Origin of the sequence: Chryseobacterium sp. GM_Chr_2, assembly GCF_026540445.1 — a bacterium.
GTDB lineage: Bacteria > Bacteroidota > Bacteroidia > Flavobacteriales > Weeksellaceae > Chryseobacterium.
This window is the reverse complement of sequence record NZ_JALNUD010000004.1, coordinates 77,139-103,329: the sequence shown is the minus strand read 5'-3', so window position 1 is coordinate 103,329 and position 26,191 is coordinate 77,139. Positions and strand designations below refer to the sequence as shown.

Sequence of the window (26,191 nt, the reverse complement as noted above, 5' to 3'; positions counted from 1 at the left end):
TAAATTAAAGTAGATTTCAAAATTTTCATAAAGATAGTACTTGAAAAACAAAATAAAAGGCTGCCAAAATTGACAGCCTGATTTATTTTAATCCGAATATTAAAGCATTCCCAGCTCAAATTTCGCTTCTTCACTCATCATATCTTTGTGCCAACTTGGCTCGAAAGTAAGCTCTAAATCTACACTTTTCACGTTTTCTACCTCTGCAACTTTGTCTTTTACTTCCTGCGGAAGTGTTTCGGCAACGGGGCAGTTCGGTGTGGTAAGTGTCATGATGATTTTAACATCCGCATCATCGGAAATCTGTACGTCGTAAACCAAGCCCAATTCGTAGATATCTACCGGAATTTCAGGGTCATACACGGTTTTTAAGACACCGATGATTTCCTCACCAATGTCAGCGATCTGATCGTCTGTAAATTTCATTTTTTAATCTAAATTGATGTACCTTTTCAACAAATTTTCCTGGCGCATGCGTCGGAAAATATTTGCCAAAGTTAAGACATCTTTTTCACAATAGTCAACTATTCTTTGCAAGTCTTTCTCTATGTAGTAGATTGATGAAACCATTGAGCCATCGATATCGTCTTTCGGAGTCGGAATTCCGAAAAGGTGAGCCAATAATTCGAGTGAAACAAAACTTTTATAATCGCCGAATTTCCAAAGTTCCATCGTGTCGATATGTGGAATTTCCCACGGTTTTTTTCCAAACATCTGAAAAGGTACCGGCGGTTGAACTCCGTTAATTAAAAATCTTCTGGCGATCCAAGGAAAGTCAAACTCCTTTCCATTATGCGCACAAAGGATAACATCACGAAGTCGCGAACTGTTAAAAATTTCGCCAAACTCCATCAATAATTTTTTTTCATCGTGATGGGCGAAACTTTTAATTTTCAGGGTTTCATTTTTTTCAAGCATTCCGATGGTGATGCAGACGATCTTTCCAAATTCAGCCATAATTCCGGCTCTTTCGGGGTAAAATTCTTCTGCAGAATAATCATCTTTTCGCTGAAATCTGGTTTTTTTGTCCCAAAGCATTTGCTCTGTTTCTGTAAGATCGTCCCAGTTTCCTGCCCCCGGAACCGTCTCAATATCAATGAATAAAATCTTTTCTAAAGGAATATTTTGTATCATGTGTTTTTATTAAAAGTTAGCCAACCTGCATTCCGTTTTTTGTTGGTAATGAAGGCGTTAAGAGCGTTACATCTTTTTTATCTTCGCCATAAACTCCCAAAACAAGACATTCGCTGAAAAAATTAGCGATTTGTTTTTTAGGAAAATTCACGATTGCCATAATTTGTTTGCCGATTAATTCTTCTTTTTCGTATAGTGAAGTAATTTGTGCGGAAGATTTTCTGATTCCTAAATCTCCAAAATCGATTTCCAGTTGATAAGACGGGTTTCTTGCCTTTTCAAAATCGTTTACTGAAATGATGGTTCCGCATCGGATGTCTATTTTTTCAAAATCAGCCCAGGAAATATCGGGTTTTATATTCATGATAATGTGATGATTAGTTGTTTTAATTCTTTTTTTCTTTACATATTTTGTTGAAACTCAAATTTATCTGTTCTAAGATAATATTTGAAAAGCTTTTGATGTATCAATTGATTTCTTCAAAATTCCTTCAAAAATAGGTTGTAACAAATGTATTAAAATAATAAAAACTTCAAAATGCTTTTATGAGCTTGAAATTTTTCTCATTTAAAATCAATTAGTTATAAAAAATTAGTTAAAAATTTTTAAAAATTGATGCAAGATTCTGCAAAAAGTGGATTTATATCAATGAGTACTCACAATAACTAAATGTATAATGAATTGAATTTGAACTAATGAAAAAATTAACAGTACTTAAAGCTTTTATAGTTGCTTTTATCGCCGTTTTAGGATTGTCGTTAACTTCTTGTAATAATGATACCTACGAACCAATTCCTGTAAAAAAAGGAGATGAAAACGGAACTTACAGAACAAAACTGATTACAACACAAGGCAATAGTAGAACAGAAAAAATAATGGATTTTACCGTGAAAGATTCTGTGATTACTTACAAAGAGTTTCCAATTAAAGAAATTGTAAAATCGGTGGTGAAAGATGCCGCAAAAACGGATGCCGCGATGACAGCCATGGGAAAAATTGAATATAAACTGAATTTTACCCCCAAATTAATGCCTGAGCAAAATGTGATTGAATTTACATTTGCCCCAAAGACACTAGCGCTGCAGATCCCGGTAGACGGACAAACAAAAAATGCTGTGGTAACTTTCGCAGCAGTAGACAAGGGATACTTTGTAGGACAAGACTGGTCTTTAAGATTTGGTTTTGTAGCAGATAAAATTACGGTAGACGGTACGGATTTGACTCCTTATGAAAAAATAAAATATGATTTTCCATACAGTTTAAAGTATTAATTAATGTTTATAGCCCCAAATAGGTTGTGCTTTGCAAAAAGGCAACCTATTTTTGTATTTTAATTAAATAAAAATCGTTAAGTAAATAGTTTCCTGAAAGTTATACATGGAGATCAGTAAAGAACAAATTTTGGTAAACCGTCTTTTGAAAAAGGACGAAACTGCTTGGAAAGAGCTTTTTGGAGCCTATTCAGGTAACCTTACCTATGTTTGTTCGCGGTATATTATCGATCGGGAAGATGTGCATGATGTGCTTCAGAATAGCTTTATCAAAATGTTCAAATCAATCGACTCTTTTGAATATCGTGGCGAAGGATCTTTGAAAGCTTGGAGTACAAGAATTGTGGTGAATGAATCTTTGAAACACATCAAACAAAATACAGACAGCCGAAATTTTGCAGATGTAGAGGAAATTCCGGATTTGGCGAATGAAGAAGAACCTAATCTTGAAGAAATCCCAAAATCTGTAATTATGGATATGATTCGGGGGCTTCCGGACGGCTATCGAACGGTTTTTAATCTTTTTGTGTTTGAAAGAAAAAGTCATAAAGAAATTGCAGAGACTTTAGGAATTGCTGAAAATTCTTCAGCCTCACAATTTCACAGAGCAAAGGCAATGCTCGTTCAGAAAGTAAAAGAATATAAAATGTCAAAAAAAGCGCAATATGGATGATCAATGGTTAAATAATCTGCGCAATAAGATGGAAGATCACTCAGAGGATGTTCCGGACGGATTGTGGGATGACATCAGCGATGAATTATTCCGTGGAGATGATGAAAATAAAAGTGCGGGATTGGTTTTGGGAAATGAAACGAAGGCGCAGGAACAAGTAATCCCAATCAATTTTAAGACGAAAATTTACCGTGCTGTGGGAGTTGCGGCGGCGATTGCTGTATTCTTTTTTGTGGCTAAAGAATTATTAAATACCAATCATTCAGAACAAAACAAACCTTCCCATCAAAATACATATTCTAATCATAAAGTAAAATCTGGCGATCAAGTTTCTGAAAATCAATCAACTTCAGGAGTGAATGAAAATACGAATTCTGAAAGTTTATTTGATGTAAATATTCAATTGAATAATAATAAATTAACTCAAAATACAATAAAAAATAGTTTAGGTCAAAAAAATAGAGAAGAAAACAACGACAAGATATTTTTTAAAGGTCAAAACGAGTTTAAAACGACAGATTTATTCAATCAAAATCAAATTATTGCTCAGAAAAATGAAGAGGTGACTTCTGAAAACAAAAAATCTTCTGAAGAAAAAGAGGAAATTCAGGAACTTATTGCGGATAATCAAATACTTTCAAGTACTTCAACGATTGCTGAAAAGAAACTTAAAAAACAGCCTTCTAAAAAATGGATGCTGAGTATGTTAACCGGGAATGCCTCTTCTGGTGCCGCAGAACAGTTTCCGGGATATGCAACGGCTATGGGAAAACCGATGAGCGTGAGTGAAGTTTATCAGAGTTCGGAAGGGAATCCTTTTGTGGAAGTGCTTTTAGCGAATCAAAATAAAGAAATTGAAGCAAGAGTGAGACATAAAACTCCGGTGAGTTTCGGTTTGTCGATGTATTACAATTTAGGAAAAAGATGGGGCATCGGAATGGGGGTTAATTACACGAAATTATCTTCTGAAATTCATTCGGGAAGTGATGATAATTTCATTAAAACAGATCAATCGGTTCATTATATAGGGGTGCCGGTTCAGGTGAATTATAATGTGGTGAAAAAAGGGCGTCTTACAGGATATGTGACCGCGGGTGCTTTGGCGGAAAAAGCAGTTTCAGGAAAGCAAAAAACGCAATATGTGGTAAATAACGAGGTGAAAGAAGAGTTTACAGAAAAAGTTGATGTAAAACCATTGCAGTTTTCTGTGAACAGTGCGGTTGGCGTTCAATTTAAGATCATTAATAATATTGGAGTTTATGCGGAACCGGGAGTTGCATATCATTTCAAAGATGACAGTCAGCTGAATACGATTTATAAAGAAAAACCATTCAATTTTAACGTAAAATTCGGGATCAGGGTGCAGATTGATTAAAGCTTAAAACATTAATTAGAGATCAACATTTTAGAAGGTTATAGAACAGTCTTCAGGATAAATACGTCCTAATTTTTAAATAAAAACTTACAAAACAACCAATAAATAATTATTTTATATGAAAACAAAACTAATTTTTTTAGTGTGCTATTTATTTTTAAACCTTTTAAAAATTGATGCACAATGCAATCCCACCATTACGAGCCCCAGATTGGGAACGATGTTTCAAGACAAGATCGTTTTTTGTACTTCAGAAACTGAAACGCTTTCTACTACACAAACTTATGACAGTTATCAGTGGTACAAACAGGAGTGGGACTGGCAAACTCCCAATACAAATCCTTGGGTTGCTATTCCAAATGCTACGTCACAGACTTTAACGATCAATGGTACAGATGATATGCTGTATTATTTTAAAGTTGCCGTTACGCAGGCAGATTGTTCTGCAGAAAGTACTCCGATTTTGGCAGATGGTTACGCGTATGGTTTACCTTTTATGATGGCTGATTTTACACCCGGAACTTTTGAGGAGATCGGTCCTGGCGAATACAATGTTTGTGAAGGAGCAACGGTAAAGCTTGACGATGGTTTCCCTTTGGTTTATGGTGAGCATACTTGGTTTAAATGTCTTCCGAGCAGCAATCCGCCTTCATCAACCGATCCTTGTATTATTCCGGGAGCGGCAGATGATACTTTTATTGCGAGTGAGTCGGGAACGTATGGCTTCTATGCCTGCACAGAATATTGCCCGGATATGTGCGAAATGTTAAGTATTAATGCATTTTTAACCCTGAATTTCGGACAGTGGAGTAGTTGTACATTGGCAACAGGCGAAACGAAACCGAAGGATAATAGTTTAAGTATTTATCCAAATCCGACCACACAGTTTTTATATATCGGAAAAGAAGCTGATAAAAAATATGCAGAAGTTTCTATTATTGATATGACAGGAAAGTTGGTTCTTCAGAAGAAAGATCATCAATATAAAGAAGCCATTGATGTGAGTGGATTAACAACCGGAACGTATCTTATTGTTTCTAAAAGTGTTGACGGGAAAGTTTATAAAAATAAATTGATTAAAAAATAATAGCATTATAAATGTTATTTGATATGGAGTGCCGGTGCAGAATGTTTTTCTGTGCCGGTTTCTTTTAATAAAAAACAGCCCGTAAAGTGAATTACGGACTGCAAGAAAATTTATTGAAAAGTTGATTATTTAATGATGATTTTTTTGGAAAGTGTCTCTCCGTTTGAATTGATTTTCAGTAAATAAACTCCGCTTTGTACGCCATTTACCTGAACTTTATTCACTCCTGAATTCAATTTTTGAGAAGGAATTAAAAGTTTTCCGGAAAGATCATACAATTCGTATTTAGAATCTCCTTTAGCTTTTGTTTCTATCGTGAAATACCCTTGAGAAACAGGATTTGGATATACTCTGAAATCATTTTCTGAGGCTTTCACAGTTTCGCTGGTTGCCAGATTTCCGTTTCCGAAACCTACCGCATACCATGCTTTTGCATTTTGAATAGCTTCATTACTATTGGCTCCGTAAAGATCATTAATAGCCGTTTTAGTAGCATTATAAGCATCCATATACGTCATGTTGGGTGTGAAATAGTTCATTAATGCTCTGTAAATAATCTTCTCTGCTTTTTGTATTCCGATTCCACTTACAGAATATGCATTTCCAATATCGTTAGTTCCCGATCCTCCTTGTGATAGTAAGTAAAACCAATAATTTCCTACACCACTATTGGTGTGTACACCTCCTTGATCGTTTGATTCTGATGGATTACTGGTAGATGCCCAATAAGTTCCCATATAAGTGTCTGGTTGAGGTTGGAAAGCCGAATTTGGATTTGCCATATTTCTAAAATAGTTTGGAGCGTTGGATGGGGGAGTTACAAATACTCCTTCACCCAATGTCCAATTTGGGTTTAATCCTGTATAGAATTCTATTGAAGTACCCATCATATCAGCGATGGATTCGTTTAATGCGCCAGATTCTCCTTCGTAATTTAAACCTCCATGGGAGTTTCTGCCAATAACTAAATGAGAAAATTCATGACCTGCGACATCAAGCATTACGATAGGGTTAAGTATCTGTGTGTTATTATATTTCCCGTTTCCATAAACCATTGCCACAAGACCATCTTCATCTATTGCCATGGCATTGGTTCCATCATAGCCAGAATCTCCGCTTAGAGCATTCATATTTACATTATAATAATTTCGGATAACAGAGCCATTATTATCATAGCTGTTACGATTGTGTCTTGATAAATAGTAATCATACGTTTTTGATATCCCCCAATGTGCTTCTACTGATGGCTTAGTGGCATTAGAGGTATAATTTGCGCTGCTATTTGTATATTCTGTGTATCCTTCTAAGGTTCCGTCTGCATTCGTATTAGCACTGCTGATATTGGTACCGTTGAAAGTCTGTATTTTTCTTGCATTATCTCTTAAACGATAGCCTCCATTATAAGAGTCTACGGTTATTTGCTGGTTTCCTCTATTAAGAGTAGCACTGGTAGAAGGCGTATCTGATTTATAAATTTTAGAAAGTTTTTTAACTATTTTTCTGGAAGAATTATCAACATAATAAGTTGCAGCTTTCATCGGGCTCATAGCGGTTACTCCAATTTTCGAAGTATAGTATGTTTTTACTTCATCTCCCTTTCTTACTTTAGCCACTACAGTTTCCAAAGTAGAAAATTTAATCTGAGTATTTTTTGGAAAATCTTTTGAAATAGCGTTTTGTGCTTCTCTTTCTGACAATTGTGTAGGCGTAAGATTAATGGTATTCGTAAATTCACCATTTACAGAAGTGAGATAGCCATTTTTCTCATGCAGAAGTACAAGTTCGTCCTGTACTTTGGTATTTTTATAAAAATGTTGATAAACAGAATGCTTTATTCCCAGTTCATCAGTATTTTCATTGACTAATTTTAAAGAATGATCATTGTCTGCCCCAAACCATTCGTTAAAATGAGTAACAAGATAGTTAGGAGTAACATTTCTACCGTTAAAATCGAAGTGGAACGTTCCCAGAGAAGAATCTGTTGAGAATTTTGGTAGATTTTTGGTTGAAGATGTCTGTTCGTTAGGAGTTCTTTCTTGTGCTTTAATAAGAGCAGGCTGAAAGTAAAAACTAACAGCAGCCGTAAGCAGAATGCTTAGAGTAATTTTTTTTGTCATAATTTGTGTTGAATTAATCTTAATCAATTATCCGCATGATTATCATGCTAAATGATTTTCAGATTATTATCAAAAACGATGCCGAATTATTATGTTAAATAGTTGTTTTCCATTTTCTTAAGATGATATTTTTTTATTTTAATATTTATTAAATCTGGTTTTATTAATTAAAACTTCTTATTAAATGAAAAAAAATAACAAGCAAACGATTTTCTGTTGAAAAGAAATATAATTTAAATTATTTAAAAAAATCCTGAAACATAACGTTTCAGGATCTCATTTCTACTTTAAACATTTAGATTAGTTCTCTCTAATTCGATTTTTTCTTTTTAGATTTTCGCTCTTCTTTTGTTACTTCTTGTGGTTTTGTGGCATCCTGATTAGGATCTGTAGTGGTTACAGTGGTTTGATTTTGCACCGAAGGATCCAGAGTCTGCGTATTTTGTTGCGTTGAAACAACGTTAGGATCTGTTGTCTGCAACTGTTGATTCTGAGTTTGATTTTGAGTGGTCTGGTTAGTAGTTTCTGCAGGACTTTGTGTTGTTGTCTGCGCCGATACCGCGATTACTCCGACTAATGAGAACGCTGCTGTGAAAATTAACTTTTTCATGATAATATTTTAAATGGTTGTTTAAGTAAAACGCCGCCACTTTATCGAATAGTATATGTAAATGTCTAATTTAACGTACTTTATAATCTTTTAAGACGATTTTGGAATTGTAAATTATTTTGCCAAATTCTTCATAATTTTCTCTACAAATTCATAAGCTGCTGGACAAATCACGGTATTTTTTACCATCAAATTATTAATCTGATAGATTTTTTTTCGATCTGTATGAGGATATTCTCTACATGCTTTCGGGCGAACCTCGTAAATCGAACATGTATTATCTGTATTCAAAAAGTAGCAGGGAAGATTTTGCAACACTTTGTCGTTATCTTCATCTACACGAAGAAATTTCGCTTCAAAATCAGAGGCTTTCATGCGAAGATGTTTAGAAATACGCTCAATATCCTTTTCGGTGTATAAAGGTCCTGTCGTTTTACAGCAATTCGCGCATTGAAGGCAATCAATTTCCTCAAAAACTTCATCATGTGTTTCCTGAACAATATAATCGAGATTTTTGGGCGGTTTTTTCTTCAATCCGTCCAGAAATTTTTTATGCTCTTTTTGCTTTTGTAAAGCCTGTTTTTTGTATGATTCTAAGTTCATTATACTTCCTCCACTATATTTGGCATATCAACAGCCATATAATCATTTATTTTATCTAAATCCAGCAGCGTAAACTCCTTATTCTTTGCAGGATAATACATCGGAACAAATTTCACCCCGTAAACAATTTCCTTTGAAACATAAGATGCTCTCTGCACTACGGTATTTGAAAATACTTCATCAAAAGCGCGCACATGCACAATAATTTCGATGGGTGTATTGTAAAAATCATCTTTTGTAAAACCAAAAAACGGCGAATTTTCATCAATCTTATGAACAACTGTCCAGTTTAAAGCTAATGTATTAATATGGCTCAAGTGAGTTTTTAGAGTATAAAAATTCGTCTTCGTCTCACCATTTTCACTTACTTCAATCGCTGTTGAAACTACAACATCGGCATTGGTTAATGCATTATTTTTAAAAGGAGCCAGCCTAAACATCAATCCTGTAACATCCTGAAAAGGAGCAATTACAGCGATGTCTGAAAATTTAAGATACGCTCGCGGTCGGGAAAATCTCCCATAAAACAAACCTGTTGCAAGGCAAAGGTAAGCAATCCTAAAAAAGCTTCAAAAGTCGCTACCAAACTTGCCATAAAGCCTACCGGAGCGATTCTTCCGTATCCAACTGTGGTAAAAGTCTGCGAACTAAAGAAAAATACATCAATAAATTCGTTCAGAGGATCACTTTTATCAATTCCTGTAAGATGTTCTACACCAATTACATAATAAATTAAAGCAAAAAATAAATTCACCAAAATATAAGCCGTAACTAAATAAGAAAGAAACTGAAAAGTAGAAAGATTCAGCATTGTATGATACCAACTGAATCTATTAAAAATATTCACCCCTTTTCTTTCAACGTTCGGAAGACCATCTTTTTTAATGAATCTTCCGGAAGCATTCGTTCCAAAGCCACTGTTTTCAGAATTTTTCTGTCGAATTCTTTTTCTTAAACCTCTTGCCATTTTTTATCTCATTTGTTTGTTTTCGTATGAAATGTTGAGAATATTCAAAACGTATGAATATTCTTTTTTATGTTCAAAAAAACATACAAAGATAAAATATTGTTTTCATGAAATTTATCAACTTCGCTATTGAATTTTTAAATTGATTTTAAGCTAAATTTGAAATATGAAAAAGCTGGAAACACGAGAAGATATTGAAACCCTTGTCAACGCCTTTTACGACAAAGTAATTAAAGATGAGACTATTGGGTTTTTCTTTAATGATATTGCCAAAGTTGACTGGAGCCAACATTTGCCTAAAATGTATTCTTTTTGGGAATCTATTCTTTTCGGACAGATGACGTATAAAGGAAATCCGATGGGCGTTCATTTCCCGATCAATGAAATACAGGCAATGGAGCAGAAACATTTTGACAAATGGCTTGAAATGTGGACTTCAACTGTTGAAGAAAATTTCGTGGGCGAAAATGCAGATTTAGCCATTTATAAAGCCGAAAACATTGCTAAACTGATGGCTTTTAAAATGGATTTGGCAAGAAGACTTTAATGGTTTAAAGTTCTGAATTTAATGTTTAAAGTTTTAACTACGGAACGATAACTGTGAAAATATAAGCGGCAAGATTCACCAATAAAACAGTTCCGTAAAGTACATTTGTTTTTCCACGGCTTAAAGAAAGCATCACGATAAACACCGAAAGCGAAAGCAGAATAATATCTTTCTTATCCAAACCTAGCACCAACGGAATATCATACATGATACAAACCACGGAAACGGCAGGAATCGTCAACCCAATACTCGCTAAGGCTGATCCTAAGGCTAAATTTAAACTCGATTGAATCTGATTGCTTCTCGCCGCGCGAATTGCTGCAACCCCTTCAGGAAGTAATACCACCGCCGCAATAATGACGCCAACCAAAGATTTGGGTGCTCCAAAACTCTGAACCATATTTTCGATAGTTGTTGAAAGTCCTTTCGCCATCATCACCACAATTGCCAAACAAACGATCAGAAAACCAAAACTTACAAAAGTTTTCGTCATATTCGGAATATAACTTTCCTCTGGATGCTCATCCGGAACGATGAAATAATTTCTATGTCGAATGGTTTGAACCATTAAAAATACACCGTAAATCACCAAACAGGCAATCGAAACAAAGATCAACTGCGCCTGATTATAGAAAGGCCCATTTACACTTGAAGTAAAATTGGGAAGAACCAACGTTAGTATCAGGATAGAAACAATACTCACCAAATAAGTTGTAGCCGAAGTTCGTGCAAAAAACTGCTCATAATATTTCACTCCGCCTACCAAAATACAGATTCCTAAAATTCCGTTGAGAATAAGCATTACTGCTGCAAAAACAGTATCTCTGGCCAGCGTGATTGCCTGATCTCCGCCGGCGACCATCAGCGAGATAATTAAAGCGACCTCAATGATCGTGATACATAATGCTAAAATGATTGTTCCGAACGGTTCGCCTACTTTATGGGCAACTACTTCCGCGTGATGAACTGCTGAAAGTACGCTTCCTGTAAGTAAAAGCCCTGCGATTACATCAGACACTACGCCATTTCCCATAAATCCGGAGAAGTAATAAATTACCGCCAGAACGGGGAAAATGTACGTGTAATGTAGGAATTCTTTTAATTTCATAAAGCGTCTCTAAAATACAAAAAATCTATGAGATTTACAATTTTAAAAGAAAATATTAATAATATTTTAATGACACCAAAGATGAAAATCCTGAAAATCCGTCAACATATGAAACAAAAGTCCGATGCCAATAATTCTGATATTTCCTTTAAAAAAGAGCAGCAAAAAATACACCGCAATGGCATAATAAGAATGTAAAAAATGAAAACCTATGCTTCCTCGATTCGGATCAAAAATAGGATTAGCAAATAAATGATCGAGATCTACCAACATCGTTGCCAAAAGAATAAAATACGTTTTTTTCCAATTTTCACGGTAAAAAATCAATGCGATAAATAGAGGAAACCCTAAATGTAGAAAATAGTGCGTTACGGTTTTCCAGAAGAAACAATCCATTATATTCTACCTTTTAAATAATCCTGACGCACTTCTTCATCCAGCTTTTCAATCGCATATCGCAAACATGTTCTTGGCATTTCTTTGTAATATTGATTTAAATAATTGATGAGTTCTTCCTCGTTTTTCTGTCCCATTTCTCTCAACAGCCAGCCGTTTGCCTTGTGCATCAAATCGTGAGAATGTTTTAAATTTTTCGTCACAAATTCTTTAGTTAAATAGAATGAATTTTTCTTTACGTAATGCATCGTTCCGACACGGCAATTCTTTTATGCCACATTTCTTCGGAATCTGATAAGTTTTTAAGCAAATCTTCTCTTTGATTTTCAAAAGCATATCTTCCCAAGATTTTGTAACAGCTGGAGTCTACTAAATCCCAATTATTTACATAATGCAAATGGTTTAAATAAAATTCTACAATTTCATCTTTTACAGCTTTGTCTTTCGTTTTTTCAAACTTATAAATTAAAATAAATAAAGCTGTTAAACGATGTTCGTGATATTTTGAAGAAAGCAATTCGCTTAATTCTTCTAATGAAATTTTAACATAATATTCTTTCGCCGCAGATCGTTGATCCGGAACTTTTACGCCAAGAAACAGATCGCCTTCACCATATTCTCCTTTTCCTGTTTTAAAAAATTTAGGAAAAAATGCGGCTTTCTCAGGAATGGATAAAACAGCTAATGCTTCGTGAATTTCTTTAATTATGCTCATCTAAATGCTTTTAAAACTAAGAAAAAATAGAGCAAACATTTCGCTCACTCTATTTATTTTATCATTAAACTTGTTTAAACTTTCTTACCACAAAAGAAGCAAAAGATTTTTACACTTTAGTTATTTTAAGTTAAATAATTAAATGTAAAAAGAGCACATAAGTTAAAAAATCAAAGATTTTTTCTTTTTGCAGATTTTTGAACTCCTTTAAATAAATCCAAAGTCTTTTGTCTCTTTTGCGGTTAAATTTAAAACTATTTTAAATAGACCTATTAATTAACTCAATTTAATGTCCTTCTTCAGCAACAATATTTTCCAGCTCCTGTTCTTCTTTTGCAATCTTATTAGGATTCGCTACTTTCGCAATCGTAAGTCCTTGAACAATAATTGAGAATACAACCACACAATAAGTGATACTTAAAATAATTTCGCTGTATTCACTTTTAGGAATCGACATCGCCAAGGCAATGGAAACACCGCCACGAATACCTCCCCAAACCAAAACTTTTACAGTTTGCGGACTGAAAGTAGTTCTCATAAATTTCGTTGGTCCCCAAATGGAAATTACTCTCGCCAATAAAACGATAACGATCGCTGCCAATCCCGGAACTACAAAATGCTTTAGATCTTTAATCATTAATAATTCAAAACCAATGAATAAGAATAAAACAGCATTTAGGATTTCATCGATCAATTCCCAGAATTTAATTAAATAATCCTGAGTGATAGATTTCATTTTAAATTTAACATTAAAATTACCCATGAATAATCCCGCTGCCACCATCGTTAGTGGTCCTGAAATATGCATTTGTCTGGCAATCAGGTAACCGCCCATTACCACAGAAAGTGTTACTAAAACTGAAATAATATAGTCGTCTACCTCACGCATCAATCTCGATGTAATCCAACCCAGAACGACTCCAAGGAATAATCCTCCACCGGCTTCTTTCAATAATAAAAGCCCGATATTTTCTATTCCAAGGTCGATCTCTTTTCCGATTGCCAATTGTAAAACAACCGAGAAAACTACAACCGCCATACCGTCGTTAAACAAAGATTCTCCAGCCACTTTTGTTTCTAATGATTTTGAAACATTAGCCTGCTTTAGTATACTTAAAACCGCAACAGGATCGGTTGGCGAAATTAAAGCTCCGAAAAGAAGACAGTAAATAAAGGGTAATTTAATCCCAAATAACGGCAGCAGGTAAAACATTCCGAAGCCGACCACAAAAGTGGAAATAACAACTCCTAACGTAGAAAAAATAACCACAGGCCTGAGCTGTTCTTTGAGATCATCAATGTTAATATGGATTCCTCCCGCAAAGAGAAGAAAATTAAGCATGGCGCCCATCAGAACTTCTGTAAAATCGATGCTGCTCATCAAATTATGAAGATGCCCGAAAGTTCTTGGCAAAAAAGTTTCTCCGAAAGACACCAAAATGATAGAAACTACAATGGCAATCACCATAATCCCGATGGTGCTCGGAAGCTTAAGAAATCTGTAATTGAGATAGGCGAATATGGATGCTAAAACGATTAAGGCTGAAAATGAATAATATAATTCCACTAAAGTGTTTTTTAATTTATGGTTAAAAATCCAAATAAAGGACTTTGATATATACTTTGTTACCGTCTTTTTCCCAGACGTCCATCATCCCATCTTTCTGCGGTTTAGATTCTCTTGTAAAATCTTCTCCAATTTGTAAGATATTAAGTAAAATATACTCATCGCCTACAGAGTTTACCAAATAAGCAGTTTTATCACTTTTTCCGTCACCAGATTTTTTAATGGCATCCGTCAGCAATCGAAACTGGCTCACATGATGAGCAAAATTACTTGCATCCTGCTTCGAATCATAGGCACGAAGCAAAATGAGTAAAACATCGAGATTGGTAGGATCTTTTTGATACAAAGCAGTTCCCAGTTTCACACATTCATCAGCATTTTTTTCTTTGAAAGCTTCGGCCAGTTTTTTGAAATCATCATCCAAGGTTGAAACTTTATTTTCCTGAAAGTTTCTTCCGTAATACAGATATTGGGCTTCAAGACTATCCAAAGATTTCGGATACGCTTTATATTTGAAAATCAGCTTATCATAATTATAAGGAGACTGCTTGTTGGTAAGATTTTTCTCTATACTTTTAAAATCCGGCTTCAGTTTCTGAGCAAAACTCAAAACCGAAATAAAAAGCAGCAAAAAGAAAAGGTATTTTTTCATTACTCTTTGTTGTTATCTTCCTCATCGTTGTCGAAATATTCGAAAAGGAAATCGTTGTAAGGAAATCTTGAAATATGTATTTTCATTACCTCATCGTAGATCATTTTCTTCATTTCCGGGAAGTTTTCTTTCGTAAGAGCAGAAATAAATACAGTTGGGTACTTAGATTTTGCCATCCATGTATTTTTCCATTCTTCAAGAGAAATATTTTTCTTGGTAGAAGGCGTAAGATCGTCTTCATCCTTTTTCTCATAACTAAAATCATCAATTTTGTTGAAAACCATGATCATCGGTTTTTGATGCGCATTGATTTCCATTAAAATCTGATTCACAGAATCTATATGATCTTCAAAACTCTCATGAGAAATATCTACCACGTGAATCAACAAATCCGCCTCACGAACCTCATCCAAAGTAGATTTAAATGATTCTACCAATTGCGTCGGCAATTTTCTGATAAACCCTACCGTATCCGTCAGCAAAAACGGAAGATTTCCGATCACTACTTTTCTTACGGTTGTATCAAGCGTTGCGAAAAGCTTATTTTCAGCAAAAACTTCCGATTTCGAAAGAGAGTTCATCAACGTAGATTTTCCCACATTGGTATATCCCACCAAAGCTGCACGCACCACTTTTCCACGATTGTTTCGCTGGGTCGCCATTTGCTTATCGATGGTTTTCAGTTTTTCTTTCAATAAAGTAATTCGGTCACGAATGATACGTCTATCCGTTTCAATTTCCGTTTCTCCGGGACCTCTCATCCCGATTCCCCCTTTCTGACGCTCCAAGTGAGTCCACATTCTCGTCAGTCGAGGCAAAAGATATTGATATTGAGCCAATTCTACCTGTGTTCTTGCATAAGAAGTCGTTGCTCTTTGGGCAAAAATATCAAGGATAAGGTTGGTTCTGTCGAGAATCTTCACTTCCATTTCTCGCTCCAGATTTTTAAGCTGGGAAGGAGATAATTCATCATCGAAGATTACCGTTCCGATTGCATGCTCCTTTACATATTCTTTTATTTCCTGAGCTTTTCCGCTCCCGATAAACGTCTTGGAATCTGGCTGAGTTAATTTTTGAGTAAAACGTCTGTCTACCGTAGCTCCTGCCGTGAAGGCCAAAAACTCCAGTTCATCCATATATTCGGTAAGCTTGTCTTCGTCCTGATGCTGGGTAACAACACCTACCAAGACTGCTTTCTCGTAATTATGTTCTTTCTTTTCTAGCATTAAATTCTATCTATGTTTGTGATTTTTACAAGTTAACATTTTAGAAAGAAAAATCAAAATCAAATTTTATGAAACAAAATATTTTAATGTTAATTTAAGTTCATCATAGTTTCTATTTATAGAAAATTAATAACTTTATACAGTGAATTTCAAAGTTTTAAGTCTTAAATTTTAAAATTTGCTTAAAATACACACCATGATTGCTAATATAAAATGTATGATTATCGATGATAATGAGCTCGACAGGCTTGTGCTTCATCATCACATCAAACAATATAAAAATATTGAGGTCGTGGCGTCTTTTGATTCTGCGGAAAAAGCAATTCCTTTTCTTGACTTTCCTGTTGATCTTTTATTCATCGAAGCCAATCTTCCTCAGATGAGCGGCGTAGAATACAGGAAGTTAGCCCATAAAATTCCGGCTTGTATTTTTGTGAGTTCTCATCCCGAATTTGCGATTCAGGCTTTTGAATTAGATACATTAGATTTCATTAAAAAACCATTTAAGCCTGAACGTTTTCATTATTCGATGCAAAAACTCTCAGATTTTTTTGAAATGAAAGAAAAATGTGAGTCGTTTGATGCTCTTTTTGGTGAAAACAGCATCAAAATAAAAGAAGGCGGCAATATTCATCAGATTAAAATCTCCAATATTCTTTATCTTGAAGCTCTGAAAGATTATACCCGAATCATCACTTCCGAAAAAAGGCACTGCATTTTAGATTCTATTGGAAATCTTCTGCATAAAACTTCCTTTGGATCTTTTGTGAGAATTCATAAAAGCTATGCAGTTCCGCGACATCTTATCCGAAGTAAAAATACACATGAAGTGGAACTTGTTCATCAAATAAAGCTTCCCATTGGGCGAACGTTTAAAGAAAATTTAGATTTTTTTAATCCTAATCCTAACATATAATTTAATCTTAAACAAAGGATTTTCAATTCATATTTCATAATAACTCTACTTTTTGTCGTTAGTCGATTTTTTTTGTCGTTTATCTATTTTAAAAATTTCAGATTGGCATTTGTGGTAATTTAGTCTTCCCAAAAAGAAGAGAATTCAGTTGGGAATTCACCAATTAATAACCGCAAAATTACTTGACATGAAAAGAAGATCTATTCCATGTTTCTTCCTTATTGTGCTCGGTTTTGTCCCCGGTGTATTGCATGCCCAAAGTGCTGTAATGACCTCCGGAGGCAATGCCACGGGAAGCAATGGTTCGGTTTCTTACAGCGTAGGCCAGGTCGCCTATCTTGTGAAGGGAAGCAACCAGATTCTGGAAGGAATACAGCAACCTTATGAAATTACCGTGGTTCTGGCAACAGGAGAAATCACTGACAATCAAAAGGATATTTTACTGTATCCTAATCCGTTTAAAGATTTTTTATATCTGGATTTTACCAGCAACGATTACCGAAATTCTGAATATCAGCTCTTTGATTCTCAAGGTAAATTAGTAAAATCGGGCAAGATCACCGAATCTAAATCAGAATTCAACTTCTCGGATCTGCCTTCAGCGATGTATATCATTCGCATTAATCAGAAAGGAGAAAACATCAAAACATTCAAAATCATTAAAAAATAATCACCATGAAAAAAATATTACTATCGATGGGAATTCTGCTAGGCACATTTTCAGCCTTTGCACAGGTTCCTGAAAAAATGAGCTATCAGGCTATTGTTCGAAATGCGGGCGGACAAGTTTTGGCTAATCAAAGTGTAGGAGTACGGGTAAGTATTCTTCAGGGATCTCCGGCTGGAACGTCTGTGTATTCTGAAAGATTAACAGGAAGTACAAATGTCAACGGGTTGATTACTTTAGAACTAGGAGCCGGAACCGTACTTTCAGGAACATTCAATACCATCAACTGGGCCTCAGGAAACTATTATTTAAAAACTGAAACAGATCCTTCGGGAGGAACGAATTATACGATTACAGGAACAAGCCAGCTTTTAAGCGTTCCCTTTGCCATGTATGCCAAATCTGCTGGCGGAACAGGAGGAAACTTTACTATTCCTTATACTAATACCGTAAATAATGCTGGAAATTTATTTTCTTTAACAAATGACGGCGACGGAACTTCAGTCGAAGGTGTAAATAATACAACTACATCAAGCATCGCTTCAGTAAGAGGTATTGTAAACAGCACAGCTCCGGGAGGATTTTCTTCGGGTGTAAGAGGGGTCAACAATGGAACCGGAGGTTTAGGTGTCGGTGTCTGGGGAAGCCAAAATGGAAGTGGATGGGGCATTTATGGAGTTACTCCTGCAGGCCTTGGTGTCTACGGAAATGCATCAGCTGCCGGATATGGAGTCTATGCAAATAGTAATACCGGAACAGGTCTAAACGCAACCAGTACCAATGGTATTGCGGCAAATATTGCCATATTTAATAATGCTAACAATAATAATGTTCTCAATGCCAACACCGTAGGAAACGGAACAGTAATAAATGTTTCCACAACAGGAAACGGAGCTGGGGTTTTTAGTTCTACAGCAGGAGGATTTGGGGTGCAAGGGGTAACAAGCTCACAATCTTCTGCCGGAATAGTTGGCGACAATAACGGAGCTGGTGAAGCAATAGTCGGAAGAAATACAAGTGACATTGCCGGAGCTGTTGTCGGTAGAAACGATGGCGGCGGTTACGGAGTAAGAGGTTTTGTTGCAACAAATACAACGGGAACTTCTGTGGGTGTTTTAGGGCAAGTTGGTATTAACAATAGTAAAGGTAGAGCCGGACGCTTTGAAAACTTCAATGCATCAAATGATAGAAATACTTTCGAAGTAGAATCTAATGGAAACGGAAATATTCCGGATAATACACTAGGAAACGTTTCATCTTTCCTTTCAAATAATACAAACAGCGTGAGTGCAGCCGTAAGAGGTGAAGTAAAAACCATTTTTGGAAACTTCGGAGCGGCGGGCATTTTTGGCGTTTCTTCCGGAACAGGTGGTTTTGGAGGGTTGTTTTATTCATCAAATACTTCCGGAAACGGACGCGCTTTGGTAGCTTTAACAGACGGTAATGGTGATGCAATAACAGCCAATGCCGGAAAAGATGGTGACGCTGTTGAAGCCAATGTGGATGGAGCCGGTCGTGCGATTTATGGCTGGACGCCTTCATTCAGTTTAGGAAAAGCAGCTGAATTTCAAAATTTTAACACATCCAATACAAATACTGTAGTAACTGCAAAAACAATCGGAAACGGTATGGCAGGAGATTTTTTTGTAGATAATACCAACGGAACATCTGCTGCAGTGCACGGTAAAGTAAATTCTATTTTTGCCAATTTCGGAACGGCGGGTATCTATGGCGAATCTGTTGGAACGGGAGGATATGCAGGTTTATTTTATTCCAGTAACGCCAGCGGAAACGGGCCTGCCTTACTTGCTCTTACTGACGGTAATGGCAATGCAATTACCGCCAATGCCGGAGGCACCGGAGATGGTATTGAAGCATCCGTAGACGGATCTGGTGCGGCTGTTTATGGCTGGGTTCCTAATTTTGGAACAGGGAAAGCGGGATATTTCAGAAACTTTAATAATTCTAATGGTCAGCCTGTGGTTCATATAACAACTACGGGAACGGGATCTACTTTGCTTGTTAATCATCAAGGGCCATCAGGAAACATTGCGGTTTATCAAAGTGCAAGTACCAATGTGGCAAGAATTAACAAATCTGGAACAGGATTTTTCAATGGTGGAACTCAAAATAGTGGAGCCGACGTTGCCGAAGCATTCGATGTGGAAGGAAATACTTCTGAATACGAGCCGGGAGATATTTTAATTATTTCAACGGATTCCGACAGAACAGTAGAAAAATCTTCAAAACCATATTCTAATTTGGTAGCCGGTGTTTACGCGACAAAACCGGGAGTTCTTTTAACGGAAGAAAATATAGATTCAGAATTAATCGGGAAAGTGCCGATGGGAGTAATCGGGGTAATTCCTACTAAAGTTTGCCTAGAAGGAGGGAAAATTAAAAGAGGTGATCTTTTGGTGACTTCATCAAAATCAGGAGTTGCGATGAAAGCCAATATCAAAAAGGTGAAAATTGGTCAGGTTATCGGAAAAGCGCTTCAGGATTATGATCAAAACGAAATCGGAAAGATTAAAGTATTAGTTAACATTAAATAATAAACAACCATGAAATCATTATATATCATCGCTTTTTTAGTAGTAAGCATCAATATGTATGCTCAGCAGGACAAGAAAGTTTCTGAAACAAAAGAAAACGTACAGGAAGCCACCAATTATAAAGAATCAAAAGAATTGGAAGCTAAAATGATGAAGGAAGCTCAGGAAAGAACTGCGCAAAAGCCTTCTACCGTAACGTTGGCTTCAGAACAAGGTCTTGAGGTAAAACAAATGCAAGCTCCCAAACAGGAAGCCTCAACTAATTCGGGAAAATTACTTCCCAATACCGCAAGTCTTGATGAAATTTTAGCAACAGTTCCCGGAAGAAAATCACGTAAAGCCACGATTTCTAAAAACACACCAGGCACAACACAGGGGTTGGTATCCACTCCTGAATTAACAATACAAGACATAAAAAGAACAATTCCTAAAAACTAATAACCGAAACCAACTAGATTTTTCAATTAAGAGAAAGTCCGCAAGAGCGCGGACTTTTTTTGTTTTATTATTTGAGCCAAGACGAAACATTTTTTAGCTTAAATTAATCCCAATCTGCAGCAATAAATTTCATTGAATTTCCCTGATTGTCATTTAATGTTAAAAAGTGACCTTCCACTTTAAAATTTGTTATGTTTTTAAATGTTTTTGAAAAATCATCTTCCAGTTTCATATCCGGGCAAGCTTTTTCTGTTGAGCTAATTTCTGAAATTTTCACTTTTCCGTTATTTTTAAATTCAGAACTAAAAAAGATTTCATTACACCCCATCAATGCTTTTCCATTAATTTTTCCATCTTTCGCGGATTCGGTTAAATTTATTTTAGCATTCATTTTAATTAAATCAGCCTTAGCAAAATTTTCGAAAGAAATCATCATCCATTCCCGTTGAATATGAGGATTTTTTGCCTTGCTTACTGAGTTTCCATTCATCAATGAAGAGCAGTTTAGCAACAGTTGTAAAACTAAAATCGTAAAAATTGATAAAAGCAGTTTTTTCATAAGTCACAGTATTCCATTTTTGTACCACTTGAAAACAGAATATCGTAAAAATTAGTAAATTAGCGACACAAAAATTTTTTATAAAATGAAAAGACTATTTCTACTATTCACTTTTCTATTGGGCTTCGCTCAGATGAGGGCGGATGAGGGGATGTGGCTGTTAATGCTCATCAAAAGACTTAACGGTGTCGACATGCAAAAAGAAGGTTTGCACCTGACGCCTGAGGAAATTTATTCCGTAAACAACTCCAGTATGAAAGATGCTATCGTAAGTTTCGGTGGTTTCTGTACGGGAGAGATCGTTTCTGACCAAGGATTGATCTTTACCAATCACCACTGTGGTTACGGTGCTGTGGCGGCGGCTTCTACACCTGAAAAAGACTATTTGAAGAATGGTTTCTGGGCAATGAAACAAAAAGATGAATTCAACGCAAAAGATCTTTATGTAAGATTTTTAGTAAGAATGGATGATGCTACGCAGAGAATCAATTCTAAACTAAACAATACGATGTCTGCTGACGAGAGAAAAGCTGTTATTGAAGCTGAATCGAAAGCTATCCAGACAGAAAATTCTGAAAACGGAAAATATACAGTAGTAGTAAGAGATTTCTTCAACGGAAACGAATTCTATTATTTCGTTTACCAAGATTATAAAGATATCAGATTGGTAGGTGCACCGCCTTCATCATTAGGAAAATTCGGTGGCGATACAGATAACTGGGAGTGGCCAAGACATACAGCTGACTTCACTGTTTTCAGAGTATATGCTGATGCTGCAGGAAATCCTGCTGAATATTCTCCTGCAAACAAACCATTAAAGCCTAAGCATTTCTTACCTGTTTCTTTAAAAGGAATTAAACCTGGTGATTTCTCTATGATCATGGGTTATCCTGGAAGAACAAACCGTTATTTGACTTCTTATGGAATTCAGCAAATGGTAGGTAAAGATTATCCGGCTTGGGTTCAGGCTTCTAAATTAGCAATGGATGTAATGAAGAAGTACATGGATAAAGACAAAGGAACTCAATTGAACTATGCTTCTCAATACGCTTCAGTGGCTAACTACTGGAAAAACAGACAGGGAACTATTGATGCTGTTATCAAAAACGGAACAATTACGGATAAGCAGCAACTTGAAGACAAATTCAGAACCTGGGCAGTACAACCGGAAAATATTGCTCAGTATGAGATGGTTTTAGATGATATTGCAACGTATTACAAGCAATCATCTGACAGAAATGTAGAAAGAAACTATTATTCTCAATTGATGAGAAATTCTAAGTATTTCTCTTTAGCATTACAGGTTGGTTCGGTTCTTAAATCTTATGCAGAGCAGGATATGGCTGGAAGACTGGCTATGAAACCAAAAGTAGATGCAGCTGTAAAAGCGGCTTATGAAAACATCAATACCAACCTTGAAGGTGAAATGATGAATTCTATGGTTGGTCTTTATCAGTCTAAAGTTGCTAAAGATGTAGGTTCTGCTACAATTATGGGATTAGATGCTAAAAATCTTTCAAACGTAGCTTACTCATCTATTTTCGCTAATAAAACTTCGGTTACTAACTTTATTTTAAACCCAGACCGTTTAAAATTAGATGCTGATCCGCTTTTAAAAATCGCTAACGGAATTGTTGCCGATCAAAAAGGATCTAACGAAAGATTTGTAAAAATCGATGATAATTTTGCTAAAAACAGCCGTCTTTTCTTAGCTGGTTTAATGAAAGCAATGCCTGAGAAAAAATTCTATCCGGATGCTAACTCTACGATGAGGTTAACGTACGGAACTGTAGATAAATTACCAATCAGAAATGATAGAAACTACTTCGGAGTTACAGATAATTATTATACAGATATGACTGGTCTTGTTGGAAAATACAAGAAAGGTGATGAAGAGTTTGATCTTCCTCAGAGAGTAATTGATCTTTATAATATGAAAGATTTCGGTCAGTATGCTGATGCTAAAGGATATATGCCGGTTAATTTTCTTTCAAACAACGATATTACAGGAGGTAACTCTGGTTCTCCGGTAATCGATGGAGACGGAAACCTTATCGGTATCGCATTCGACGGAAACAGCGAAGCATTAAGCGGTGATATCGTTTTCGAACCGGAATGGCAAAAAACGATCAACGTAGATATTCGTTTTGTTCTTTGGACAATCGATAAATATGCAGGTGCAAGAAGAATCGTTGATGAGTTGAAATTAGTAAGAGATGAAAATACTCCTGCTGATACAAAATCTAAAGCTCCAAAAGCTGAGCCTAAAAAGAAATAAAAAATCTTTATTGATATTTCAAGAGCCGCGAAAGTTTACTTTCGCGGTTTTTTTGTATGTTGTTGTAAAATAATTTCAATAAGTTTTATCGTTTACAATAAAATAATAATTTAAAATTCAGTTTATTAATATTTATTTCATTAATAAGCACTTAAAAGCGAATGTATGTCGAAAAGTTTTACGTAAAGCAAATTTTCAATTAATGTATTTCCTATATTTGGGATATTAACCAAATGATAAAACCAAATGACATTCAATCAATTAATTAGTCTGATTTCAGTTGTCAGTTCTTAGACGATACAGACTTTAGCTTTCTTATTTACTACCTATTAAAAACACTTACGATGACTGACGATAAAGAATTTCAATGGCACAATCCCAATAGAAAGAACAAATTATATGAAGGTCCTGAAATTAATATTCAGGCGTATAATGGTGCGCAAATTTTTATTAATAATCATTTCGCCAACAAACACTTCTCCTATTATATGCAGAGTAGGCACCTCATCTTTTGTGATGGTCCTAATATCATCACCAATAAAGGGCAGAATTCTACCTGTCAACTGACCGGGAAGCGCTATCCCTTACGGTATGTAGGAGATTCAATTAATTATGATGATGGTAGTATTGCTATGATGTTGGAAGAAAAAGATCTTAGAGAATTACTCGAAGCATGCTTCTTTCTTCCTCATCAACCTCGGTTTTATGATTTCATCAAAGACGAATTACTTTTACTAAAATGGTAACTATTTAACTAACCCATAAAAAACGACACACATGGAAGAAAACAACAACAATCACGAAGAAGACAGCGAAAAATATTATAACTCCGATTTTGGAAGGCTGAACCATCCCGATGATCTAAAAAAATACTTTTCGATGCGGAGTTTTCAGGATTTTCTCAATGATCCTACCAACCCGATTGTCTATACAACCTTAAGCATGGATGGAAAGCCTTTTCTGGAAAAATCTTCCTTTTCCGTTGAGCTGAACCAGTTTACCAACGAGCACGATACTTTCACGATCACCGTTCCCGACGATGCTTTGGATAGTTTCAAAGGCTATGTGATGGAAAATTCTAAGAATATTTTAGGCAAAACCATCACCATTAATATTCATCGGTATGGCAATATCCGTCAGGTTTTTGTGGGCATTATCGCGAATATTAGAAACCGAAAAGAAAATGGTTACGGAGAGCTTTATATCACCGGATATTCTCCGACGGTGCTGATGGAAAGTGGAAAAAAATGCCGCAGCTTTGAAGGAAAATCGCTGGAGCAGATCATCAAGGAAATCGTTTCGGAATATCCCGATGAAGCCCATATTTTGGTGCATCATCCCAATACGGAGTATTCGCTTCCATACACGGTTCAGTACAAAGAGTCAGATTATCAGTTTATTAAAAGGCTCGCAACGAGGTTTGGTGAATATTTTTATTACAACGGTCAGCAGCTTTTATTCGGCAATAAAGTGCAGGATATGTTGGATTTGGAGGAAAATAAAAATTTGATTGAAGTTGAGTTTCAAATGAATATCAAACCACAGCATTTCAGCTATTCTGCGTATGATGTTCAGGCGGGTGAAAATATTGATTATCAGTCGAATGCTGTTCAACATCAATATAAAGAAAATCCGTTTCAGGCGGTGGCGATCAATGCTTCGGAAAGTGTTTATAAAAAGAGATCCGAAATGTTTTACAATCATACCGGAATTTCGAATAATACCTCGAGAGAGCTGAAAGATTCGGTGAGAAGAGAGCGCGAAAACCGTGAAAATTTAATTATGATTAAAGGGAAAAGTAGGGATCCTTTATTGAAAATCGGAGGTTTGGCGAAGCTGATCGACATTAATGATAATCCGATGGAAACCTACCGCATCATTGAGCTTAAGCATTATCACGACGGCAATGAATATTATAATGAATTTGTGGGCATTCCGGATCTGGAAAACGCGCCGTATCAGGATTCAGACGCGGTTCCTTTTGGGGAGGAGCAGTCGGCCAGAGTGGTTGATAATAACGATCCTTCGGGCATGGGAAGGGTGAGGGTGCAGTTTCAGTGGCAGGAAAGAAAGGGTGAGAAATCGCCGTGGATAAGGCTCATTCAGCCGCATTCGGGAAGTGGAAAAGGTTTTCATTTTATCCCTGAAATTGGAGAGGAAGTGATGGTTGGTTTTGAATCTCAAAACGCAGAAAAACCTTTCGTAGTGGGCACGCATTATAATGGAAAGGAAACGAGTTCTTATCATACTTCCGGAAACGATAAAAAGGTAATTCACACAAGATCAGGAACGAAAATTATCCTGAATGATGGTGAAGGAAGTGTTTTTATTGAAGACCCGAGCGGGAATACGTATTTGATGGACGGACAGGGAAATATTGAGGTGAATGCACCGAATGATATTACTTTCACGGCTGGAAAAAATATGAATATTAATGTAGGACAGAATATGAATACGAATGTGGGAATGAACTCTTCAGAGACAATAGGAATGAACAAATCTGTGGGAGTTGGGATGATGAGTATGATGACCATAGGAACAGATTTTATAACCAACGTGATGGGCAAAATGGTTGAATATATCACTGGAAATAAGGAGAGTAAGGTAGAGAAAGACAAGCAGACGACAATCAATGGTAAAGGGAGTACTCAATCATCTCAAAACCATGAGTTTCATTCTCAGAAAGAAATTCAGCATAATTCTGCCGAACAATCTAAAAACCATTAATC

Annotated in this window: 26 protein-coding genes and 1 pseudogene; 12 read left to right on the top strand and 15 right to left on the bottom strand. The window is 35.9% G+C overall.

Annotated elements, in window-relative coordinates:
- Window positions 1–99: 99 nt before the first annotated feature.
- Genes OXQ85_RS08135 through OXQ85_RS08125 form a run of 3 tightly spaced genes read right to left on the bottom strand, consistent with a single transcriptional unit; the run spans window position 100 to window position 1,498 of the window.
- Window positions 100–426, bottom strand: a complete 327-nt coding sequence (locus OXQ85_RS08135; protein WP_267403437.1) for an SUF system Fe-S cluster assembly protein — start codon at window positions 424–426, stop codon at window positions 100–102.
- 3 nt (window positions 427–429) lie between these two features.
- Window positions 430–1,134, bottom strand: a complete 705-nt coding sequence (locus OXQ85_RS08130; protein ID WP_267403435.1) for a 3'-5' exonuclease — start codon at window positions 1,132–1,134, stop codon at window positions 430–432.
- 16 nt (window positions 1,135–1,150) lie between these two features.
- Entirely contained in the window at window positions 1,151–1,498 is a 348-nt protein-coding gene (locus tag OXQ85_RS08125) for a tRNA-binding protein (RefSeq protein ID WP_267403433.1), read from the bottom strand.
- A 332-nt stretch (window positions 1,499–1,830) separates the two neighbouring features.
- On the opposite strand from OXQ85_RS08125, the gene OXQ85_RS08120 reads away from it, so the two are divergent.
- From OXQ85_RS08120 to OXQ85_RS08105, 4 genes are all read left to right on the top strand, one after another.
- Entirely contained in the window at window positions 1,831–2,406 is a 576-nt protein-coding gene (locus OXQ85_RS08120) for a DUF4840 domain-containing protein (RefSeq protein WP_267403432.1), read from the top strand.
- A gap of 106 nt (window positions 2,407–2,512) precedes the next feature.
- Window positions 2,513–3,079: a sigma-70 family RNA polymerase sigma factor gene (locus OXQ85_RS08115; protein ID WP_267403429.1), complete on the top strand. Its 567-nt coding sequence runs from the start codon at window positions 2,513–2,515 to the stop codon at window positions 3,077–3,079.
- Complete coding sequence (locus OXQ85_RS08110; RefSeq protein ID WP_267403427.1) at window positions 3,072–4,454, top strand: outer membrane beta-barrel protein; 1,383 nt, start codon at window positions 3,072–3,074, stop codon at window positions 4,452–4,454. Before OXQ85_RS08115 ends, OXQ85_RS08110 begins: the two co-directional genes overlap by 8 nt.
- A 118-nt stretch (window positions 4,455–4,572) precedes the next feature.
- Window positions 4,573–5,541 carry a T9SS type A sorting domain-containing protein gene (locus tag OXQ85_RS08105; RefSeq protein WP_267403425.1) on the top strand — a complete coding sequence of 323 codons (969 nt, stop codon included), beginning with the start codon at window positions 4,573–4,575 and terminating at the stop codon, window positions 5,539–5,541.
- 125 nt (window positions 5,542–5,666) lie between these two features.
- On the opposite strand, the gene OXQ85_RS08100 is transcribed toward OXQ85_RS08105, so the two are convergent.
- From OXQ85_RS08100 to OXQ85_RS20695, 5 genes are all read right to left on the bottom strand, one after another.
- Entirely contained in the window at window positions 5,667–7,658 is a 1,992-nt protein-coding gene (locus OXQ85_RS08100) for a M4 family metallopeptidase (RefSeq protein ID WP_267403423.1), read from the bottom strand.
- A 310-nt stretch (window positions 7,659–7,968) separates the two neighbouring features.
- Window positions 7,969–8,268, bottom strand: a complete 300-nt coding sequence (locus OXQ85_RS08095; RefSeq protein ID WP_267403421.1) for a hypothetical protein — start codon at window positions 8,266–8,268, stop codon at window positions 7,969–7,971.
- A gap of 114 nt (window positions 8,269–8,382) precedes the next feature.
- A complete protein-coding gene (locus OXQ85_RS08090) occupies window positions 8,383–8,871 on the bottom strand; it encodes a YkgJ family cysteine cluster protein (protein ID WP_267403420.1) in 489 nt (162 codons plus the stop codon).
- The gene (locus OXQ85_RS20700; RefSeq protein ID WP_346659712.1) at window positions 8,871–9,401 is read right to left on the bottom strand and encodes a hypothetical protein; all 531 of its coding nucleotides are present in this window, start codon (window positions 9,399–9,401) and stop codon (window positions 8,871–8,873) included. Before OXQ85_RS20700 ends, OXQ85_RS08090 begins: the two co-directional genes overlap by 1 nt.
- Window positions 9,341–9,838 carry an ion channel gene (locus OXQ85_RS20695; protein WP_346659711.1) on the bottom strand — a complete coding sequence of 166 codons (498 nt, stop codon included), beginning with the start codon at window positions 9,836–9,838 and terminating at the stop codon, window positions 9,341–9,343. Before OXQ85_RS20695 ends, OXQ85_RS20700 begins: the two co-directional genes overlap by 61 nt.
- Window positions 9,839–10,004: 166 nt before the next feature.
- On the opposite strand from OXQ85_RS20695, the gene OXQ85_RS08080 reads away from it, so the two are divergent.
- On the top strand, window positions 10,005–10,385 hold the full coding sequence (locus OXQ85_RS08080; protein WP_267403418.1) for a group III truncated hemoglobin: 381 nt from the start codon (window positions 10,005–10,007) through the stop codon (window positions 10,383–10,385).
- Between the two features lie 37 nt (window positions 10,386–10,422).
- On the opposite strand, the gene OXQ85_RS08075 is transcribed toward OXQ85_RS08080, so the two are convergent.
- The 6 genes and pseudogenes from OXQ85_RS08075 to hflX all read right to left on the bottom strand — a co-directional run bounded on the left by OXQ85_RS08075 (window position 10,423) and on the right by hflX (window position 16,049).
- Entirely contained in the window at window positions 10,423–11,493 is a 1,071-nt protein-coding gene (locus OXQ85_RS08075; RefSeq protein ID WP_267403416.1) for an ionic transporter y4hA, read from the bottom strand.
- Window positions 11,494–11,559: 66 nt separating this feature from the next.
- Window positions 11,560–11,889: a DUF6122 family protein gene (locus OXQ85_RS08070; protein ID WP_267403414.1), complete on the bottom strand. Its 330-nt coding sequence runs from the start codon at window positions 11,887–11,889 to the stop codon at window positions 11,560–11,562.
- A pseudogene (locus OXQ85_RS08065) lies at window positions 11,889–12,604 on the bottom strand (DNA alkylation repair protein). Before OXQ85_RS08065 ends, OXQ85_RS08070 begins: the two are co-directional and overlap by 1 nt.
- A gap of 286 nt (window positions 12,605–12,890) precedes the next feature.
- Window positions 12,891–14,171, bottom strand: a complete 1,281-nt coding sequence (locus OXQ85_RS08060) for a sodium:proton antiporter (RefSeq protein ID WP_267403412.1) — start codon at window positions 14,169–14,171, stop codon at window positions 12,891–12,893.
- 22 nt (window positions 14,172–14,193) lie between these two features.
- Window positions 14,194–14,823: a DUF4919 domain-containing protein gene (locus tag OXQ85_RS08055; protein WP_267403410.1), complete on the bottom strand. Its 630-nt coding sequence runs from the start codon at window positions 14,821–14,823 to the stop codon at window positions 14,194–14,196.
- The gene (gene hflX, locus OXQ85_RS08050) at window positions 14,823–16,049 is read right to left on the bottom strand and encodes a GTPase HflX (protein WP_267403408.1); all 1,227 of its coding nucleotides are present in this window, start codon (window positions 16,047–16,049) and stop codon (window positions 14,823–14,825) included. The genes OXQ85_RS08055 and hflX overlap by 1 nt, the downstream gene beginning before the upstream one ends.
- A gap of 196 nt (window positions 16,050–16,245) precedes the next feature.
- Between hflX and OXQ85_RS08045 the strand changes: the two genes are divergently transcribed.
- The 4 genes from OXQ85_RS08045 to OXQ85_RS08030 all read left to right on the top strand — a co-directional run bounded on the left by OXQ85_RS08045 (window position 16,246) and on the right by OXQ85_RS08030 (window position 20,625).
- The gene (locus tag OXQ85_RS08045; RefSeq protein ID WP_267403406.1) at window positions 16,246–16,965 is read left to right on the top strand and encodes a LytTR family DNA-binding domain-containing protein; all 720 of its coding nucleotides are present in this window, start codon (window positions 16,246–16,248) and stop codon (window positions 16,963–16,965) included.
- A gap of 187 nt (window positions 16,966–17,152) precedes the next feature.
- Window positions 17,153–17,635: a T9SS type A sorting domain-containing protein gene (locus tag OXQ85_RS08040; RefSeq protein ID WP_267403404.1), complete on the top strand. Its 483-nt coding sequence runs from the start codon at window positions 17,153–17,155 to the stop codon at window positions 17,633–17,635.
- A gap of 5 nt (window positions 17,636–17,640) precedes the next feature.
- Window positions 17,641–20,187, top strand: a complete 2,547-nt coding sequence (locus OXQ85_RS08035; RefSeq protein WP_267403402.1) for a collagen-like protein — start codon at window positions 17,641–17,643, stop codon at window positions 20,185–20,187.
- A gap of 9 nt (window positions 20,188–20,196) precedes the next feature.
- Window positions 20,197–20,625 (top strand): hypothetical protein, encoded by a 429-nt coding sequence (locus tag OXQ85_RS08030; protein ID WP_267403400.1) that lies wholly within the window; start codon window positions 20,197–20,199, stop codon window positions 20,623–20,625.
- 103 nt (window positions 20,626–20,728) lie between these two features.
- Here the strand turns inward: OXQ85_RS08030 and OXQ85_RS08025 are convergent, their stop codons facing one another.
- Window positions 20,729–21,184, bottom strand: a complete 456-nt coding sequence (locus OXQ85_RS08025; protein ID WP_267403398.1) for an META domain-containing protein — start codon at window positions 21,182–21,184, stop codon at window positions 20,729–20,731.
- 85 nt (window positions 21,185–21,269) lie between these two features.
- Between OXQ85_RS08025 and OXQ85_RS08020 the strand changes: the two genes are divergently transcribed.
- The 3 genes from OXQ85_RS08020 to vgrG all read left to right on the top strand — a co-directional run bounded on the left by OXQ85_RS08020 (window position 21,270) and on the right by vgrG (window position 26,189).
- Window positions 21,270–23,462 carry a S46 family peptidase gene (locus OXQ85_RS08020; RefSeq protein WP_267403395.1) on the top strand — a complete coding sequence of 731 codons (2,193 nt, stop codon included), beginning with the start codon at window positions 21,270–21,272 and terminating at the stop codon, window positions 23,460–23,462.
- Window positions 23,463–23,806: 344 nt separating this feature from the next.
- Complete coding sequence (locus OXQ85_RS08015; RefSeq protein ID WP_267403393.1) at window positions 23,807–24,208, top strand: hypothetical protein; 402 nt, start codon at window positions 23,807–23,809, stop codon at window positions 24,206–24,208.
- A gap of 31 nt (window positions 24,209–24,239) precedes the next feature.
- A complete protein-coding gene (gene vgrG / locus OXQ85_RS08010) occupies window positions 24,240–26,189 on the top strand; it encodes a type VI secretion system tip protein VgrG (protein WP_267403391.1) in 1,950 nt (649 codons plus the stop codon).
- Window positions 26,190–26,191: the final 2 nt, after the last annotated feature.